Raw genomic sequence first — 18,534 nt, forward strand, 5'->3', positions numbered from 1 at the left:
TGATGAATGGGGGATGTATCATCGGTAAGCTTATTTCCCGGGTGCAATGCCAGCATAATTAATTCCGGTCCGGGATAGAAAAGCCTGCCTATCTTTAAAGCGAGGCAGGCTTTTTTGAAGTCGTAAATTTCTGCTAAAACTCACAATTTTTAGGTGTTCTGGCAAAGGGAATTACATCCCTGATATTGCTCATGCCGGTAACAAAAAGAACCATTCTTTCAAAACCCAAACCAAATCCGGCATGTGGGACAGATCCAAAACGCCTGGTATCTAAATACCACTGCATTTCCTTAACCGGTACACGCATCTCCTGCATTCTGGTTTCCAGTTTGTCGAATCTCTCTTCTCGCTGAGAGCCTCCGACAATCTCACCGATCCCTGGTGCGAGGATGTCCATCGCGGCTACGGTTTTCCCGTCATCGTTCTGGCGCATATAAAATGCTTTAATATCTTTCGGATAATCTGTTACAATAACCGGCTTCTTGTAATGCTTTTCTACCAAGTATCTTTCATGTTCACTTTGCAGATCGATACCCCATTTTACCTCATACTTGAACTTCTTCTTTTTATAGGCGGGGGACTGCTGCAGCACATCAATGGCCTCCGTATAGGTGATCCTTTCAAAGCTATTGTCTACAACGAACTGTAATTTTTCCAGTAACCCAAGCTCACTGCGCTGCGCCTGAGGAAGCGATTTCTCTTCTTCCTTCAAACGGTTGTCCAGGAATGCAAGATCCTCAGCATTATGTTCCATTACATACCGGATCAGGTATTGAATGAAGGCTTCTGCCAGATCCATGTTGTCTTCCAGATCATAGAATGCCATTTCTGGTTCTATCATCCAAAATTCGGCCAAATGACGGGTCGTGTTGGAGTTCTCTGCACGAAAAGTGGGGCCAAACGTATAGACATCTCCCAGTGCTGTCGCCGCCAGTTCGCCTTCCAATTGGCCCGAAACGGTCAGATTAGTGCTTTTGCCAAAAAAGTCCTGGCTGAAATCGATGGCGCCGCCATCTTTAACCGGCAGTTTATCCAATGGCAATGTGGTTACCTGAAACATTTCTCCGGCACCTTCTGCATCACTGGATGTAATAATAGGCGTATGTAAATAAACAAACCCTTTTTCGTTAAAAAAATGGTGAATTGCAAACGCCAGGCTGTGACGGATCCTGAATACAGCACTGAATGTACTGGTCCTGAAGCGCAGATGCGCGATTTCCCTTAAAAATTCCAGGCTGTGCTTCTTAGGCTGCAACGGGTATTTTTCGCTGTCACTGTCTCCCAGTATCTCTATCGCTGATGCCCTGACTTCGACCTTCTGGCCTTTTCCAAGAGACGGCACGAGCTCGCCTGTCACCTTCAGGGCAGCACCGGTGGTGATGCGTCTGAGGCCGGCCTCATCCAGTAAACCAAGTTCGACAACGATCTGCAGATTATTTATAGTACTTCCGTCATTAAGGGCTATAAACTGATTATTACGAAATGTACGTACCCATCCCATAATCGTTACCTGCTGACCGGTGAGCTCACCATTGAGTAATGCCTTAATTTTTGTTCTCTTGTTAAACATCTGAATAAATTAATTAATATCGGTAAGGCGCAAAGATAACTTAATTCAGGGTTTTGATAAAGCCATTTGCTGTCCCTTTAAAATCTTTAGCGGATATACGGCGCTGTCTGAGCAATGAGTTAATAGTCAGTCTATTAGGAAGTGTTTCGGTATTTGGAATATTTTCGTTATTGTTTTCTGAAGATTAAAGGGTAAAGAAAATGTATTGGCAAATAAAATGGCAATAACGGAAAACATCTAAAAGTAAAAGCGTAACTATTGAACAGTTTATGCGACTCGGAGAATTATAATTTCGCAGCGCACTTTTTGTATAACAATCGGGCTGAAGTATTTTAATCACTATTGTGCTGGACGCTGGTCATAATATTGTTCTTATTTCCACAAAAGCTCGTCTTCCCAGTTGTTTAGAAAGCCGAGTTTGTAAATAGGTATATCAGGGTTGCTATTAAGCAAGTCTAAGATTTTTGTTTTTATTTGGTGTCCTGGTGTTACTTCATTACATAAATAAACCAAACAAGAAATTATTAAAAAAGGCTTTTTTGTTTGTACTTGTGTTAAGGGATTTTCAAGCCATTGTCCGATTGGATTGTTTAGGCTTTCCGTCGGTCGTTTGACCATATTCCTGCTCCATAATCGTGAATGGTGTGCAATAATATTCCGGATATAAGTGATAGCTTCCAGCCAACTGGACAATTCCCTATGCAAATTCAAGCCCATTTCTTTGGCTATCATTGCTTTTTCTGGAAGTTGATGTTTTAGATTTTTGTACAGTTTGGAAAGTGTTCCCATGGAAGCTATTTCAAGTATCTTCCACGTCATCCAGCCAGTCGTATAAATCTCTTTCCACAAAGTCTAAATCTTTCCCTATATGCTTTTTGTCATACCAGTTTCTGATTTTTTCAGTTAGACATAATGCCGTTCGCAGTATGGGGTAACGATCTGATAAATAATTCATTACGACCTGTTCTTCCTCATCCCGATGCATCATCCTTTTAAATAGATATACCGTGATCGTTCAATATATTCCAGTTCGCTGAGGCCTTTAATCGGAACCTGATCTGCCTGACTATCTTCCTGACCCTGGTTTATGACCTGAGTAACAGCGCCCATTTTACTCAATTCCACAATTAATAAAAATGTTATTAATTTTTCATTAATAATTGGTGTATATGAAGTAACATATTAAATTAAAAAAAATATAACTTTTTTTGGGGGATAAACCCCTTCTGCTTCGTATCTATAGGTAGAAGCCTATTTTTAACTAAAATAAATTTTATGAGGTATTTTAAACTAACTATTGTTGCGTGTGTATTGCTAGCATTCGCAACTTCCTGTACCAAAACAGCTAACAATGGTATTAATTCGGAGAAATCTCGAATTGAAAAATTTAGCTCTGACTTAAAAGCAATAAATGCCAAACATTCTACATCGAAATTAAGTCATAAGATCCTTGCTAGTATTGGCAACGAAAGAAGTGATGTTGGCGGTCCTGCAGGACCTACAGACCCAGCCATTACAGGTTTCAGTTGGACAAATCTTGTGGCTGTAGCGATGGCTGATATAGGCGGTGCTATATCTGGGGGTAAAGGTGGAGCCTGGGTAGGTGCTAGAGTGGGTATGTTAGCAGGCAATCCAGAAGCGGGAGTGGTAATTGGAGCTGTAGCGGGTGGTGCAATTATAGGAGGTGCTTGTTCTTATGATGCTTATAAGGGATCTGCGGTTAGTCTACCGCCATTAGACCCTCTTCCAACCAGAGATACTTCTTATGCGTATAACAGCAACGTAGATCCGGCTATAGTAGGTACTTTACACGATGCAATCCTTTCAGCATTAATTAAAAGAGATGAAAATGGTGGTAGTGAAGGGTCTCTAGCGGGGGGGACATTTGTTCAAAACTACTTAGCAGGAATTGAACTTTCACATTATGAAATTGCGCTTATTGATAGTATTGACAAAGAAATGGACTTGGATGCTTTTGTAAAGCAACGTGGGGCTGCAGTCTGGGATAACAACGATGATGATGTTCCAGAACCTTCCTCCGGAGAGGGGGCTTCGGAGGAAAGTTCCTCAACCGCTGATGTAGTTTTTGAAAACAATTTAAAACAAGGATATTTAGATGCAGAAGGTATTACTAACTCGTTGAGCTTAACGGAAGATTATCAAAACTATGTAGATACTACATCGAATTTAACTAGTGAAGAAAAAATTAGCTTTAAAGCAGGATTACATGTAGCTTCACATAGTTTGAATTATTGGTTGCCTTTATTAAATAAATAATTATGAACTATAAAGAGCCTAAATTACTTCGTATTATAAATAGCAGTTTTATATCATGGTTGTGTATTATAAGTTCAGTCATAGGTATTATTATTGTATTTACCACTTATAATCCTGGCCGACATTACTACTTTTTAATACTTTTATATTGTATATTTATTTTATCGAGTATTCTACAACTAGTTAAAAACCATAATCAGAACAAGCGAGGTAAATAGAAAATATTGTAATCCATTTATAAAGGTGTCTAAATTTTAGACACCTTTATAGCTTACATCAAAAATAAACCTGAAATAAAATAAATGGCCCAGGTTTTTAGTCTGAGCCATCTTCTTAATACTTTTGGGCTTCGCAAACAAGGAACATGGAGGGAAATTTTTTTCAAAAATTTGCAGGACGGAAGCGTCAGCGGACTCCGTAATACTCCATTGTTTTGCTCACAAAAGGAAAAAAATAAACACTAAAACAAAAAAAATAATTTAAAGGCGTTTTACATAAACAGGTTTGTATTATGTTTATAATTAATATGATTGAAAACAATTATTGGTAAACCTGAAGCAGTAGCCGCCCCTAACCAGGTAATTGACGGTATTTCGAGAGATCCTTTATGGGGATTTAAATATTTTTTAATTAAAACGGAATTGTCCAATTTTGTCTACCCGGTTCGTTATAGGGTATATAATTTTTTTACCTATTAAAATGAAGACTATGAGTACTTTTTTGTATTTGTTTAGAAGGAATGAAGCTGAGCTTCCCGAGCATTCTGCTGAAGAAATGCAGGCTATTACCCAAAGATGGATGGACTGGGTGGCTGAATTGAAAGCAAGCGGCCATTTGGCAGACCGTGGCAATCGTCTCAAGAAAACCGGCAAAGTAGTGCGGGCTGAAGGAGTGGTGACCGATGGCCCTTTCGTTGAGCTAAAAGAAGCAGTTGGTGGCTATATCGCCGTAAACGCAAAGGACTTGGATGAAGCGGCAACACTCGCGAAAGGGTGTCCCATCTTTGCTTTTGGAGGCAATGTAGAAGTCAGAGAAATAGACAGCCTGTAATTTTTTCATGCGACATCAGGAAATTATACCCAATCTGTTCAGAATGGAGCATCAGAAAATGATCTCTGTTCTGATCAGATCCTTTGGTACGGAATACTTGGAGGTGGCAGAGGATATCGTTAGCGATACCTTTCTGGCAGCCGCTGAACTTTGGGGTTTAAAAGGACTACCTGAGAACCCGGCCGGCTGGCTCTATGTCACCGCCAAAAACAAGGCTCTCGATCATTTACGAAGAAATAAGCTATTTCGTGAAAAGATTGTGCCCAATGTAATGGCAGATGCCAAAACCGGCGTGGAGCAGTTCGACCTGGACCTGTCTGAAGCCCATGTAAAAGACAGTCAGTTAGCCATGCTATTTGTCGTCTGTAATCCCTACAATAAGCCGGCTGCTCAAATTGCGTTGGCACTGAATCTGCTCTGCGGGTTTGGGGCGGATGAGATCGCTGCCGCCTTTTTAACCGACCGGGAGGTGATCTATAAACGATTACAGCGAGCCAAACAGCAATTGAGACTGAACCAGGTTGCTGTAGAACAACCCTCCACCGCGCAAATAAAAGAACGACTCCCCGAGGTATTAATGACACTATACCTGGTTTTTAATGAAGGATATTACAGTGAAGGCGCGAGCAAATTGATTCGGGAAGATCTTTGTAAGGAAGCAATGCGTTTAATGATCCTTTTAACGGAATCGCCGCTGACAGCCTTACCCACCACCCATGCCTTACTGGCTTTAATGTGTTTCCATGCATCCAGATTTGATGCCCGAACGGATAATAATGGTGAGGTTGTTTTATACCGGGACCAGAACAGAAAGCTTTGGGAGCAGCCACTGATAGATAAAGGGCGCTACTACATGCACAAGGCAATGGAGAAAAAACAGGAAATGACCCCTGAAATCAGTAGGTTCCATCTCGAGGCCGGCATTGCTTTCTGGCATAGCTTTCCTGAAGAGCAGCAACAAAAATGGCCCCAGATTCTCAAGCTTTATGATCAACTCCTGTTGCTGGAGTATTCTCCAATGGCTGCGTTGAACAGGGCGTATGCATTATCTAAGGTAGAAGGTAAAACTGCGGCCATTCAGGAAGCGGAAAAGATCGGGCTCAAAAACCACCACTTGTATCACAGTCTTTTAGGGGAACTCTATGAAGGTGTAGTGGATGAGAAAGCAAAATTCCATCTGGAAAAAGCAAGGGAATTGGCAAAATCAGCAGATGCCAGACGAATTCTGGACGGGAAACTCCGGATTTTAAAGGGAAATTGAAGAGATGGCTGCATTAAAGCTGCTGACAGACTGCCATTAAGTCAACCGTTTGCATGGGTCATTTTTGCATAATTGGCGTACCTTCCCCTTTATTAATCATTCGTTTCATATAGTATGCAAAAACTGTTTATAGCCGGTCTTTTCAGTCTTATGGCCAGCCTGGCTATCGCACAGACCGGGCTCATGAAATACCGCGTGAGTAAAACAAGCTGGAATGCTGACAGTCTGGGTAACCACAGAGCTGTTGTCCAGGTAACATCTAAAGGCACTGTGGCCAAAGTCGAGGTGCCCTGGAGAAGGAGGGATGCAGCTCCCGAAAATAAAGGGGTCATTGTTGTGGATGCGCAAACAAACAAGGTTATTCAAAACCAGAAATCTGCGGATTTTACCAGAGCGTCCGGAACGATTTACTTTGAGCCCACTTCGGGCCCCGGCATGTATTACATCTATTACATGCCCTACCACTTAAAAGGCACCTATTACCCGAGCACAATATATTTGCCGGTAACTGAACATGCCACAGACGGCTGGCTGCGTGAAATGAATACAACAAAGAACCTGGCGGATGCGCATGCCGTAGCCATTGAGTCTGTAGATGCTTTTAATCAATTTGATCCAATGGAGGTCATTGCAACCCAGCAGGAAACTGCTGCTTTAGTCGCAAAAAATGCCAGTGCTCCTTTTTTGGTATTTCCGGAAGATCGGATGCATCCCATCCGAATGACCGGCGACCTTCCATACCGTTGGATTCAAAAAGGGCCGTCTTTAAGTTTTAAAGACACCACAGACAAGGGTGAAAATTTTGCTTTCCAGCTGGGGCTCTTTGCGCAGCGCTCAGCATTATCCGATGTAAAAGTATTGTTTAGTGATCTTAAAAGTACTACAGGAGCGGTGATTCCTGAGTCGGCACTAGCCTGCATCAACAATACGGGTGTGAATTGGATCGGCCAGCCGGAATCTTTTAAAGTTAATGTACCCAAAGGCCAGGTGCAGGCCCTCTGGTGCACAGTCGCTGTCCCGGAAAATGCGAAGCCTGGTTTATATAAAGGAAAGGCAACGATTACAACTGCGGATGCCGGCGCCAAAACTGTGCAGATTCAACTGAAAGTAACCCCACGGCTCGCCAAAGATCATGGAGTGGATGAACCTTGGAAACAAACCCGGCTAGCCTGGCTGAATTCTACCTTGGCTGAAAAAAATACAGTCATCAAACCGTACACACCGCTTAAAAAATCCGGCAATACGATTGATTTATTAGGCAGAGCGTTTCAGGTTGCAAAAACAGGATTGCCGGGACAGGTTGAAAGTTTTTTTACGACAAGAATGACGTCTATCGGAGACTCGGGGCGGAATCTGCTGACAGAGCCTGTCCACTTTCATTTTACCAAGACAAACGGTAAACAAATTGCATTTACATCGGGAAAGCTACAGTATACACAAATCAGTGAAGGAACAGTTGCCTGGACGGTAGATAATCAATCCGCTGAGCTGGATATGCTGGTTGGTGGCTCCCTTGAATTTGACGGCTTTGTGAACTATACGGTAAAGGTAACCGCCTTACAGGATGTGGAGCTCAGTAATGTTTCACTACATTTGCCAATGGTGCCGGCTGCCAGTAAATATATCATGGGCTTGGGCTATGAAGGTCAGCAGACACCGGCTACAGTTGATTGGAAATGGCAGGTGGCGACCAAAAACCAGGATGGTGCCTGGCTCGGCGATGTCAATGCAGGCCTGCAGTATTCCTTACGAGATGAACATTATGTAAGACCGCTGAATACCAATTTCTATTTGCAGAAGCCGCTGTTATTACCTGTTTCCTGGGGCAATGAAGGTAAAGGAGGTATAAAAATGGGTATGAAAGGCGCCGCTTATCTGGTGGATAACTATACCGGTGCACGTCGTCTTAGAAAAGGAGATACACTATATTTTAATTTTAGGTTACTGATCACACCTTTTCATACGCTGGATACCAAAGATCATTTTGCCAATCGTTATATCCATAAATACCTGAATACCGATACGGCCAGGGCACTTGGGGCAACAGTGATCAACATTCATCAGGGTACACCCATTAACCCTTATATTAATTATCCCTTCATTCGCACCCGTCAAATGAAAGCATACATCGACAGCGCGCACAGGGACGGGATGAAAGTCAAGATCTATAATACGGTAAGAGAGTTATCTAACCGGGCCTATGAGTTGCCGGCGCTATTTAGTTTGGGCCATGAGATCTACTCTGCCGGTAAGGGTGGAGGCTATTCCTGGTTAAGAGAACATTTAGACCAGGATTATATTGCGGCCTGGTACACACCCGAAGAAAAAGACGCAGCTATCGTTAACAGCGGCATGAGCAGGTGGCATAATTATTATGTAGAGGGCATGAATTGGCTAACCAAAAATATCGGGATTGACGGGGTCTATCTGGACGATGTGGCCTTTGACCGCGATATCATGAAAAGAGTCAAAAGGGTGCTGACAACCGGTAACCATCCGGGATTGATTGATCTGCATTCTGCCAGCCAGTATGATAAAGCTGATGGTTTTATTAACAGTGCCATGCTTTACATGGAACTCTTTCCTTACCTGAACAGACTTTGGTTTGGAGAGAAATTCGACTATGAAAATACGTCCAGTGATTATTACCTGACTGAGATGTCAGGCATTCCTTTCGGGCTGATGGGAGAAATGCTGGAAGGGGATGGCAATCCCTGGAGAGGAATGGTCTATGGCATGACAGATCGCTTGTTGTGGTCAAAGACCGCAGATCCACGACCCTTGTGGAAACAGTGGGATAGCTTCGGTATTGGGACCGCTGAGATGATCGGCTACTGGGCTACTGATAATCCGGTTACGACGAATAACCCTAAAGTGCCGGCTACGATTTATCAGAAAAAAGGCAAAGTCCTGATCGCCATAGCCAGCTGGGCACCTAAAGTGACGGAAGTTCGCCTGCGCATCAACTGGAAGGCACTGGGACTGGATCCGGACCGGGTAACCTTACAGGCGCCCCGGATTGAAAAGTTCCAGGAAGAGAAAACCTTTGACCCAAATGGAACTATTCCGGTCCAACCTGGTAAGGGATGGTTACTGGAGTTGAGCCAGCATTAGATGATAGGGAACGGAAGCATCTGGCAATTAAGATGATCAGGAAGCGTTGGGCATATCTGGAATAGGTAGACCTGGTGCTTCCCGCTTTCATATAGGAAAGGGGGTGTCGCTGTGCTGACGTTGCCTCTCATCTTTGAATTGTTTAACTTTGTCCTTATGGAAACATTGGAGACTATTCAGGATTATTATGAATCTACCTGCAGAAGCATGCCTTTGGATTTGCAAAGGGGTAACGGGCTCACCCGGCATTTTAACGTATTTGTTCGTAATAATTGTTTTAAGACCCTGCCGTTTATAAGAAGAGATTATTATAAGATTTGCCTTTGTAAAGGCAAGGCTATTTTGTTTACAGAGAAGGGCGAAATGGAGGTCAATAAACCTACTTTATTTTTCTCCAGTCCCCTGGTACGTTTTGGCTGGCATAATATCTCTGAAGAACAGCAAGGATATGTCTGTGTTTTTAATGAAGTGTTTGTGACACCCGGCATCCGGGCAGACCTTAAGAGGCTCAGCCAGGTTTTTGAAAAGGATGTCTATCCGCTGGTAGCTTTGACAGATGATCAGTATGATCAGCTGTCCGGTTATTTTGCAACCATGGCGAGTGAGTATAAGGATTGTTTTGAGTTTAAAGACGAGATCATCCGGCATTTACTGAAAGTGGTTATCCTTTCCGGAATGAAGATCCGTAAATCTCTTGCACCTATAAGAGCTGTAGAAAGAAAGGACTATCTGGTAGGCCGTTTTTTGGACTTACTCGATAGTCAATACCCCATAGATTCCCCCCGAAATATGATTCATCTTAAGGCTCCTGCTGATTTTGCAAGTGAGCTGAATATCCACATTAATCACCTTAATCATATTATTAAAGCCAATACAGGTAAGACCACAGGGCAGCTGATAGCTGAGAAGAAAATTGCAGAAGCCCTGTCGCTGCTCAAAAATACCGACTGGACTGTACAGGAAATCAGTTCCAGCCTTGGCTTCGAATACCCACAGTATTTTAATCTGTTTTTTAAAAGACAAACCGGCAAGAGTCCTAAAACTTACAGATCTTTGTTTGTTTCCAATATTTGATTTGTTTAATAATAACTTTGATTTCATTATTTTTTAGCATGGGTAATCCATCTAATTTTGCCTTATTAAATTGAAACCTATGAGGCAGATTGTAGAAAGTAACAGCAGGGCCAGCACAATTATCGCATTTGTGCTGATACCTTTATCCGGTCTGGCCACGGATGTATATATACCTTCCTTACCGGATATGGCCAGCGCATTTCATGTGGGTTCGGTAAGCATTCAGCAGACCTTGATCTTATTTTTGATCAGCTACGGGGTAGCTCAGTTTTTTGCCGGAAGCATATTGGACAGTTTCGGACGATACCGGATCGGGCTTATTTCCCTATTTGTGTTCACGATCAGTAACTTCTTTATCATTCATGCACACAGCCTGGAAATGGTATATGCGATGCGTATTGTTCAGGGTATATCCACGGCTTTTATTGTCGTAGGTAAGCGCGCTTTTTTCGTGGATGTATTTACAGGAGAAAAGCAAAAACACTACACCAGTTTACTGACCATCGTCTGGGCAACAGCCCCTATTACTGCTCCCTTCCTGGGTGGATTCCTGCAATCTAGTTTTGGCTGGACATCTAACTTTTATTTATTAGGGATATACAGTGGCTTGATGTTGATCCTTGAACTGATATATGGGGGTGAAACCCTGCGTTATCCGGTGGCGTTTAAAGGAAAAAAGATTGTAGATGTCTATAAAAAACTGATTGGTACATTTGATTTCAGTTTTGGTATTCTGGTGTTAGGTCTAAGTTATTCCATCGTCATGGTATTTGGCATGTCTGTCCCATTTATCGTAGAACATAAATATCACTTATCGCCCGTGGTAACTGGTTATTGTGCGTTACTTTCAGGAACCGCTTTATTATTCGGAGGCGTAATTGGTAAAGCGCTAAAGAAAGGAAGCATTCCTGTGAATGCCAGCAAGGCCAACTTATTACAGTTAGGATTGATATTTTTAATGATGATCTCTTCGTCGCTGTTTAATCAATTGCCACTCACGATGGTATTTGTCGTCTTAATTCACTTAATGGTCGGACTGGTCTATAACCTGTTTTTTACGTACTGCCTGACCAGGTTCCCTAAAAATGCCGGAATGGCCAGTGGTATAACCAGCGGTGGTTCTTATATGGTGACCTCGGTCTTTAGTACCGTGGTACTGGCTATCATACATGTAACCAATGAGCAGTCTCTTGCTTTATGTTATCTGACACTGGCGGTATTGGCCGCCGTCACGTTATTGGCGATTCGCTTGCGTACAGGTGCTTCAGGTAAAAAGCTGGCTTTACTGAAAGCTAAATAAGCTGTAAAACTTCTATTTTTTTCTTATTTATGATTTTTGTTTGAAGGGATGTTTGGAGCCGGCTCCCGGTGGATGACCGGCCCCAAACATCCTTCTTTCTATCCCCTCTGGCTGTTCAGGTTTTATGCGGCAGGAGGTTGATTGCCGCTACCTGCATCATGTTATTATTCAAAACGACAAAGACCGCACACGCGAGAACCATCACCCCGGTTTTACTGCATCCCACATCTTTTGTAAAAAGGCCTGCATTTCGCTCACACTTTCAACTGTATTATTAATCAATAGAAAATTGGTTCCCGCCTGTTTCAATCTGGCCTTATTGGTACCTGTCTGTAGATAGTTCAAGATATTTTTAAATAATTCGCTGTCGAAATAAGGGGAATCGTTTTTATTAATGAAATAGCAGCGGAGTATCTTATCTTTCAAAGTCATTTTCTCAAAGCCCAGACTAATCGCCATTTTACGACTGCGGATCACTGCAAAAAGGTCATCTACCTGACGGGGAACGGGGCCGAAGCGGTCGATAAGCTCCTGGTAGAATGTGATAAGTTCCTGCTCGTCGGTACAATTATTTAACCGGGTATACAGTGCAAGCCTCTCTGTAATACTTTCTACATAGGCATCCGGGATCAGGATTTCCTGATCAGTATCGACCGTGCAGTCAGACACATAATCATCTTGCTGAGAGATTTCCTCCTTAAAGAGCTCTTTAAAATCTGTTCTTTTTAGTTCCCTGATGGCTTCCTGTAATACTTTCTGATACATTTCAAAGCCAATTTCTGCCATAAAGCCACTTTGCTCTCCCCCCAGCAGATTGCCGGCTCCTCTGATGTCCAGATCCCGCATAGCGATCTGAAAACCGCTGCCCAGATCACTGTATTGCTCCAGTGTTTGGAGCCTTTTACGTGAATCTGCAGGGAGTGTGCTAAGCGGAGGCGCTATCAGGTAACAGAATGCTTTCTTATTGCTGCGGCCTACACGGCCTCTTAATTGATGTAAGTCACTTAGCCCAAAATGATGTGCATTGTTGACGATGATCGTATTGACATTGGGTATGTCAACGCCACTTTCCACTATATTGGTACAAACAAGCACGTCATACTTCCTTTCCACGAAGTCCATAATCTTAGCCTCGAGCTCTTTTCCGTCCATCTGCCCATGCGCATAGGAAACGCTCAGGTCCGGGCAAAGTGTCTGGATAAGTGTGGACATTTCTTTGACACCCTGGATACGGTTGAATATAAAAAAGACCTGACCGCCCCTTTCTATTTCAAAATATATGGCTTCTCTTATGAAGTCCTGATTAAAAGTAACGACTTCTGTCTGGATCGGTTGTCTGTTAGGGGGAGCCGTATTAATGATGCTCAAATCCCTTGCGCCCATCATGCTGAACTGTAATGTACGTGGAATGGGCGTTGCGGTAAGGGTCAGGGAATCGACATTCGTCCTGAGCGTCTTTAATTTTTCTTTGTGACCAACACCAAACTTCTGTTCTTCGTCAATAACCATGAGGCCGAGGTCCCTGAACTTTACGCTCTTACCCAGTAATGCATGGGTGCCTACAATAATATCGATTTTACCCTCGGCTAGTTTTGTCAATGTCTCCTTTTTCTCCTTAGCGGATTTAAAACGGTTGATATAGTCCACCGTTACAGGAAAGTCGGCCAACCGTTCAGAGAAGGTTTTATAATGCTGGAAGGCTAAGATCGTTGTTGGAACGAGTATGGCTGCCTGCTTGCCATCTACCACCGCCTTGAAGGCTGCACGCACTGCGATTTCGGTTTTGCCAAATCCGACATCTCCGCAAATCAGCCTGTCCATTGGCGCAGCATTTTCCATGTCCTTTTTAACATCGGCTGTGGCCTTACTCTGATCCGGCGTATCCTCATAGATAAAGCTGGCTTCGAGCTCCGTCTGCATATAATTATCGGGAGAAAAGGCAAAGCCACTCTGGGCCTTACGCTGTGCATAAAGCTTAATAAGGTCGAAGGCAATTTCCTTGACTTTGGTCTTGGTCTTTTCTTTCAGTTTATTCCAGGAGTCGCTGCCCAGCTTGTTGGCTTTGGGTTGTGTCCCTTCTTTGCCGGTATATTTAGAGATCTTATGCAGCGAGTTAATATTGACATATAAAATATCATTATCCTTATAAATGATGCGGACGGCTTCCTGAATACTGCCAGCTACCTCCAGCTTCTGAAGGCCGCTGTAGCGCCCTACACCGTGGTCAATATGTGTCACATAATCACCTGGCTGAAGATCCCGCAGTGTTTTCAGTGTTAGCGCCTTATTTTTATTGAAGGCTTGTTTGATATGATATTTATGGTAACGCTGGAAAATCTGGTGATCGGTATAACAAACCATCTTCAGGTCATCATCAATAAATCCTTCATGAATGCTTGAGGATATCGGTGTGAATTTTATTTCCGTTTCCAGGTCTGTAAAAATACTGTTGAGCCTTTCCAGCTGCCGTGATTGTTCGGAGAACAGGTAGATCGCATACTTTTTCTGTTCAAAAGTTTTCAGGTCCTGGATAAGCAGGTTGAAATTACGGTTAAAGGCCGGCTGCTCTCTGGTCTGAAATGTCAACACTTGTTCAGTAAAGTGGCTTTGGTAGCCAAATTCAATCAGAGACTTTTGCTGCAATTGTAGCCTGAGGTCTTCTGCATTTTGAAAATCCTCCGGTTTTATGTCTTTAAGAATTTTCGTATCATCCGGATCGTCCTGGATTTCTTCAATGGTCCCGTCTGCCATCTTCTGCTGAAAATCCTCCATATCCCGGTATTGCTTCGTGATCTGCTCCGAGATAACGTCCCAATCTCTGATCCAGTAGATCGTGTTTTCCGGTAAGAAGTCCAACAGAGATACTTTATCTTCCTGTTCAAACTGTGTTTCGACATTCGGAATAATAGAAACCTGTAATAATTTGCGTTCACTTAATTGACTTTCCGGGTCAAACAGGCGGATACTGTCTACCTCGTTGCCAAAGAGTTCCACGCGGTAAGGCTTATCGTTACCAAAAGAATAAATATCCAGTATCCCGCCTCTCAGCGCGAACTGCCCAGGCTCATATACAAAATCTGTCCTGACAAAACCATAATCAACGAACAATTCCATTAAGGAATCCAGGTTCAGGGTGTCATTGGTCTTGATGTGTATAATATTTCCACTCAATGTTTTCGGAAGGACAACTTTTTCAAAAAGTGCCTCAGGATAAGTAATCAGCGCACCCGTTCTGTTACCGGTAGGAGAAGAGAAGCGGGTGAGGGCTTCCGTGCGCAGCATAACATGTGAAGCATTGAGTAATCTGAAGTTCTTCTTGGTTTTAAAAGAAGAAGGGAAATAAAATAAATTTAAGGCACTTGTCAGGCTGGTAAGCGTATTATGAAAATAGGCGGCTTCTTCGCCGTCATTTAGCACAAAAACATGATTGTAACCAGAGAGCTTTTCATGGTTAAAAAGAGTGGCCGCCACAAATTCTGAAGCACTGCCGTGTAAGTTTTTTAAAAAGATCTGCTGAGTTCCGGCAACAGCCAACCGTTCCACCAATGGTTTTAGGTGGGGGGATTCCAGGTATTGACCTAGTAAGGTTTGTAAATTCATAACGCAGTGCAAAGTTACGAAGCTCCGGGTTATTGTCCAATATTTGAGTGAAGCCGGACTATAAACCCCTGATTGTTGACTGGCAGGCAAAATACCGGTAAGCCACCGGACCCCGTTGCCCATTATGAATATATGAGGTTGATTTATAATCAAATTGGCGGCCTGTGTCACCGGAGAAATGAGGTAGATTTTTGAAAATTGTAATCCGGAGCATTAGCAAACGTGAGCAAATCTATAATCAAAGTGGTGGTGCCTATCGAAGGGCTGTAGCCATAGACATATGCCCCGAAAATGAGATAATGGGCAAGCCCGCGTTCATTTTCTTAAAGGCCTGAATGCCCGAACATGCCTCTAATCTTTTTGACGACGCTTCCCAGGGCCATCTTAGGAAAAGACAGCAGTATCTCCTTTAGCAATTCTCAGAGAAAGTCTTCTCTCTCAGGTGTGAAGACATCCAGCAAAGTGCCTGCCTCCAGACAAACGCAGCCATGTGGGATATCCGCCGGCATAAAGCAGGCGTCCCCCTGCCGGACCACCCGTTTTTTATCTCCAATGGTAAATTCAAAAATGCCGCTAAGTACATATGTCGCCTGTGTATGCAAATGATGATGTATTTCCCCTATGGCCCCTTTTTCAAAATCCATTTTCAGCATCATAAGCGTAGGATCGTGCCCCAAAATAGTTCTGGTAGTATCTGGCCCGGCGTTCTGGGTGATATGCGGAGCCGTAAAAAAGAATTGTTGTTGATCAGACATATTGCATTCCAGTTTAAGATGGAGAAAAGGTATAGGTTTACCGAACCTTGTTTTTAATGAATTTATCATGCTGTTCGCCCCAACGGATCATCTCCTGAATAATGCGGCCAAAAGTCCGGCAATATTCAGTAGGTTCATATTCGATTAACACCGGCGTTTCCGAATAGACATTTCTGTTGACTAATTTATTGAGCTCCATATCTTTCAGTTCTTTGGATAACATTCGTGTCGTAATACCCGGTATACTCCGTTCGATCTCCCGGAAACGTCTGTTACCATTGCAAATGGAGTTGATGACGGGGATTCGCCATTTGCCGCCGATAAAATAAAGCGTGTTTTGCAGTGCCTTTAATTCTGCCTGCTGGTCTCTTGTTATTGCCATAGCCATTTTGGTATACTTAGTGATACCGGTTACAAAAGTATACCAATTTCATGATACTTTTGCCTAAAATTCACAAAACATGAAAAAATTTAAAAACAAAGTTGCCCTGATAACAGGGGGCAATAGCGGGATCGGTTATGCGGCTGCAGCCGAATTCGCTTCAGAAGGTGCGACCGTTATTATTACGGGCAGACGGGCTGCTGCTATTGAACAGGCCGCTACGCAGATAGGAGCCACCGGCCTGGTGTCCGATCAGGCCAGCCTGTCTGATACCGAACGTCTTTATCAGGATGTCGGGTCCAGATTCGGAAAACTGGACATTCTCTTCATCAATGCCGGGATTACCGGAACCCAAAGTCTGATCCAGGATGCCAGTGAAGATAACTTTGACAGCGTCATGAATATCAATTTCAAAGGAGCCTATTTTACGCTGAGTAAATTTATCCCTTTATTGAAGGATGGGGCTTCAGTGGTCATCCTTTCATCCGTCGTGGCGTCGACCCATATGGCAAAGAGTTCTGTATATCAGGCCAGTAAAGCGGCATTAAACTCTATGGCTAAAACGGCGGCCGTGGAGCTGGCAGGAAGAAGGATCAGGGTCAATATTGTCAGCCCGGGACCCCACAAAACAGAAATCATGAAAAAAGCAGGCCTGAATGATGAGGCGGTCGAACAGATAAATGCACATCTGACTGAGTCTATCCCACTCAAAAAAATGGGCGAGGTTAAAGACATCGCTAAACTTATCAGTTATTTCTGCGAAGACCACTCTTCTTTTATAACGGGGACGGAGGTTATCGTTGATGGAGGGATGACTTTATAGTATCTTGTTACTGCTCAGCTATGCATCAGGTTTTTCCTTTTGCATAGCCTTCGCTTCAGGCTTCACAGACTCCCCCAGTGGGAACGCCTCCGCCTGTTTTTGTTTAGTGTCCGACTGCGCACCACAGCCAGACAATATTTTAAGGCCCTCCCTGAGTATGTTCCGGGCGGCATTGACATCTCTGTCATGCGTGGTATGACAGCAGCTGCAGGTCCAGGCCCTGTCAGCCAGAGTCAGGTTTTCTTTCTTTTCCCTGCATACATGACAGGTTTTGGAAGAGGGAAAGAACCGGTCAACTTTCACGAACTTCCGGCCATACCAGTTACATTTGTACTCAAGCTGGGTCAATAGCTTTCCCAGTGAAGCGTCTGACAGGGACTTTGCCAGACAGTGGTTTTTCAACATATTTTTCACCGCAAGGTCCTCTACCGCGACACAGTCGTGATTCTTGACGATGTCGGTAGTGATCTTATGCAGGTGGTCCTCCCTGAGGTTCTTTATCCTTTCATGCAGCCGGGCTACTATACGGCGTTGCCGTTTCCTGGATTTGCTGCCTTTCTGCTTTTTGGAGAGTTGCCTCTGTCTGTGTTTTAGTTTCTTCTCCAGTGTCTTCAGCGGTTTGATATTTTCATATCTGGTGCCATCCGACAGGATGGCGGCATCCTTGATCCCTACATCGACACCGGTATCCTTACCCGTACCGGCCAGTATCTCTCTGGGGACCTCACAGGTAAAGGAAACGTAATAGTTGCCTGTAGTGGTCCTGGACAAATGCAGGTATAAGATTTTCCCTTTGATCTGCCTGCTTATTTTTATCCTGATCCCTGTTTTCAGTTTCGGGAGCCAGAGAAGGTCACCCTCCACCCTGAAGCCCTGTGGCAGCTTAAAGCACTGACGGTCGCTCCTGCACCTGAATCTGGGGTACCTGTTCTGTCCCTTAAAGAAACGCTTATAGCTATCCTCTACATTTTGCATGGCCATCTGCAGTGGCTGGGCGATCACCTCGCCCAGCCACCCGGTTTCCTGCCGGCTTTTAAGGACAGGCAGCATTTTGGCGGTGTCATAGTAAGACAGGGATTTGCCGGTCTCTTCATAGGTCTTTTGCCGCAGTTCAAGGGCATAATTGTACACGAACCGACAACAGCCAAATTGCCGGACCAGAAAATTAATCTGCTCCCCTTCGGGGTAGATCCGAAATTTATAAGCTTTCAGGTGCGTGCTTTTCACAATTTAATTTTTTTACAATAGAATACCTGTACCCCTTTAATGTGGTCTTATACGACCAGGGCATGATTTCATTAATATTTGGATTGATGGCTGTTCTTACT

At 43.6% G+C, this 18,534-nt stretch carries 16 protein-coding genes; 8 read left to right on the top strand and 8 right to left on the bottom strand.

Translation table 11 applies throughout. The features are described from left to right. Positions 1-133: 133 nt before the first annotated feature. From asnS to K9M52_RS10595, 4 genes are all read right to left on the bottom strand, one after another. Complete coding sequence (gene asnS, locus K9M52_RS10580) at positions 134-1,570, bottom strand: asparagine--tRNA ligase (protein WP_224068400.1); 1,437 nt, start codon at positions 1,568-1,570, stop codon at positions 134-136. 372 nt (positions 1,571-1,942) lie between these two features. Then, entirely contained in the window at positions 1,943-2,359 is a 417-nt protein-coding gene (locus tag K9M52_RS10585; protein WP_262902401.1) for an Abi family protein, read from the bottom strand. A 10-nt stretch (positions 2,360-2,369) separates the two neighbouring features. After that, a complete protein-coding gene (locus K9M52_RS10590; RefSeq protein ID WP_224068402.1) occupies positions 2,370-2,558 on the bottom strand; it encodes a hypothetical protein in 189 nt (62 codons plus the stop codon). Then, positions 2,555-2,695 carry a hypothetical protein gene (locus tag K9M52_RS10595; protein ID WP_224068403.1) on the bottom strand — a complete coding sequence of 47 codons (141 nt, stop codon included), beginning with the start codon at positions 2,693-2,695 and terminating at the stop codon, positions 2,555-2,557. Before K9M52_RS10595 ends, K9M52_RS10590 begins: the two co-directional genes overlap by 4 nt. Before the next feature lie 150 nt (positions 2,696-2,845). On the opposite strand from K9M52_RS10595, the gene K9M52_RS10600 reads away from it, so the two are divergent. The 7 genes from K9M52_RS10600 to K9M52_RS10630 all read left to right on the top strand — a co-directional run bounded on the left by K9M52_RS10600 (position 2,846) and on the right by K9M52_RS10630 (position 11,646). Continuing rightward, entirely contained in the window at positions 2,846-3,847 is a 1,002-nt protein-coding gene (locus tag K9M52_RS10600) for a hypothetical protein (RefSeq protein ID WP_224068404.1), read from the top strand. A gap of 530 nt (positions 3,848-4,377) precedes the next feature. After that, entirely contained in the window at positions 4,378-4,545 is a 168-nt protein-coding gene (locus K9M52_RS10605; RefSeq protein ID WP_224068405.1) for a hypothetical protein, read from the top strand. Between the two features lie 10 nt (positions 4,546-4,555). Continuing rightward, complete coding sequence (locus tag K9M52_RS10610; RefSeq protein ID WP_224068406.1) at positions 4,556-4,897, top strand: YciI family protein; 342 nt, start codon at positions 4,556-4,558, stop codon at positions 4,895-4,897. Between the two features lie 43 nt (positions 4,898-4,940). After that, positions 4,941-6,158: an RNA polymerase sigma factor gene (locus K9M52_RS10615; RefSeq protein WP_224068407.1), complete on the top strand. Its 1,218-nt coding sequence runs from the start codon at positions 4,941-4,943 to the stop codon at positions 6,156-6,158. 114 nt (positions 6,159-6,272) lie between these two features. Further along, positions 6,273-9,272: a glycoside hydrolase domain-containing protein gene (locus tag K9M52_RS10620; RefSeq protein ID WP_224068408.1), complete on the top strand. Its 3,000-nt coding sequence runs from the start codon at positions 6,273-6,275 to the stop codon at positions 9,270-9,272. 156 nt (positions 9,273-9,428) lie between these two features. Beyond that, positions 9,429-10,346 (top strand): helix-turn-helix domain-containing protein, encoded by a 918-nt coding sequence (locus K9M52_RS10625; RefSeq protein WP_224068409.1) that lies wholly within the window; start codon positions 9,429-9,431, stop codon positions 10,344-10,346. Positions 10,347-10,425: 79 nt separating this feature from the next. Continuing rightward, positions 10,426-11,646, top strand: a complete 1,221-nt coding sequence (locus tag K9M52_RS10630) for an MFS transporter (RefSeq protein WP_224068410.1) — start codon at positions 10,426-10,428, stop codon at positions 11,644-11,646. 201 nt (positions 11,647-11,847) lie between these two features. Here the strand turns inward: K9M52_RS10630 and mfd are convergent, their stop codons facing one another. The 3 genes from mfd to K9M52_RS10645 all read right to left on the bottom strand — a co-directional run bounded on the left by mfd (position 11,848) and on the right by K9M52_RS10645 (position 16,383). After that, positions 11,848-15,246 (bottom strand): transcription-repair coupling factor, encoded by a 3,399-nt coding sequence (gene mfd, locus K9M52_RS10635; protein WP_224068411.1) that lies wholly within the window; start codon positions 15,244-15,246, stop codon positions 11,848-11,850. Between the two features lie 419 nt (positions 15,247-15,665). Further along, a complete protein-coding gene (locus tag K9M52_RS10640) occupies positions 15,666-16,001 on the bottom strand; it encodes a cupin domain-containing protein (RefSeq protein ID WP_224068412.1) in 336 nt (111 codons plus the stop codon). 37 nt (positions 16,002-16,038) lie between these two features. Beyond that, complete coding sequence (locus tag K9M52_RS10645) at positions 16,039-16,383, bottom strand: winged helix-turn-helix transcriptional regulator (RefSeq protein WP_224068413.1); 345 nt, start codon at positions 16,381-16,383, stop codon at positions 16,039-16,041. A gap of 79 nt (positions 16,384-16,462) precedes the next feature. On the opposite strand from K9M52_RS10645, the gene K9M52_RS10650 reads away from it, so the two are divergent. After that, complete coding sequence (locus tag K9M52_RS10650; protein WP_224068414.1) at positions 16,463-17,206, top strand: SDR family oxidoreductase; 744 nt, start codon at positions 16,463-16,465, stop codon at positions 17,204-17,206. 18 nt (positions 17,207-17,224) lie between these two features. Here K9M52_RS10650 and K9M52_RS10655 read toward each other — a convergent pair whose 3' ends face one another. Beyond that, positions 17,225-18,433, bottom strand: a complete 1,209-nt coding sequence (locus K9M52_RS10655; protein WP_224068415.1) for an RNA-guided endonuclease TnpB family protein — start codon at positions 18,431-18,433, stop codon at positions 17,225-17,227. Between the last annotated feature and the right edge of the window lie 101 nt (positions 18,434-18,534).

This window comes from Arachidicoccus terrestris (genome assembly GCF_020042345.1).
Taxonomy (GTDB): Bacteria; Bacteroidota; Bacteroidia; order Chitinophagales; family Chitinophagaceae; genus Arachidicoccus; species Arachidicoccus terrestris.

Bases quoted from the DNA above. Each gene is read 5' to 3' on its own strand.
- mfd (WP_224068411.1), bottom strand. From the start codon at position 15,246: ATGAATTTACAAACCTTACTAGGTCAATACCTGGAATCCCCCCACCTA.
- K9M52_RS10640 (WP_224068412.1), bottom strand. From the start codon at position 16,001: ATGTCTGATCAACAACAATTCTTTTTTACGGCTCCGCATATCACCCAG.
- K9M52_RS10650 (WP_224068414.1), top strand. From the start codon at position 16,463: ATGAAAAAATTTAAAAACAAAGTTGCCCTGATAACAGGGGGCAATAGC.
- asnS (WP_224068400.1), bottom strand. From the start codon at position 1,570: ATGTTTAACAAGAGAACAAAAATTAAGGCATTACTCAATGGTGAGCTC.
- K9M52_RS10625 (WP_224068409.1), top strand. From the start codon at position 9,429: ATGGAAACATTGGAGACTATTCAGGATTATTATGAATCTACCTGCAGA.
- K9M52_RS10620 (WP_224068408.1), top strand. From the start codon at position 6,273: ATGCAAAAACTGTTTATAGCCGGTCTTTTCAGTCTTATGGCCAGCCTG.
- K9M52_RS10585 (WP_262902401.1), bottom strand. From the start codon at position 2,359: ATGGGAACACTTTCCAAACTGTACAAAAATCTAAAACATCAACTTCCA.
- K9M52_RS10645 (WP_224068413.1), bottom strand. From the start codon at position 16,383: ATGGCAATAACAAGAGACCAGCAGGCAGAATTAAAGGCACTGCAAAAC.
- K9M52_RS10590 (WP_224068402.1), bottom strand. From the start codon at position 2,558: ATGATGCATCGGGATGAGGAAGAACAGGTCGTAATGAATTATTTATCA.
- K9M52_RS10630 (WP_224068410.1), top strand. From the start codon at position 10,426: ATGAGGCAGATTGTAGAAAGTAACAGCAGGGCCAGCACAATTATCGCA.
- K9M52_RS10600 (WP_224068404.1), top strand. From the start codon at position 2,846: ATGAGGTATTTTAAACTAACTATTGTTGCGTGTGTATTGCTAGCATTC.
- K9M52_RS10610 (WP_224068406.1), top strand. From the start codon at position 4,556: ATGAGTACTTTTTTGTATTTGTTTAGAAGGAATGAAGCTGAGCTTCCC.
- K9M52_RS10615 (WP_224068407.1), top strand. From the start codon at position 4,941: ATGGAGCATCAGAAAATGATCTCTGTTCTGATCAGATCCTTTGGTACG.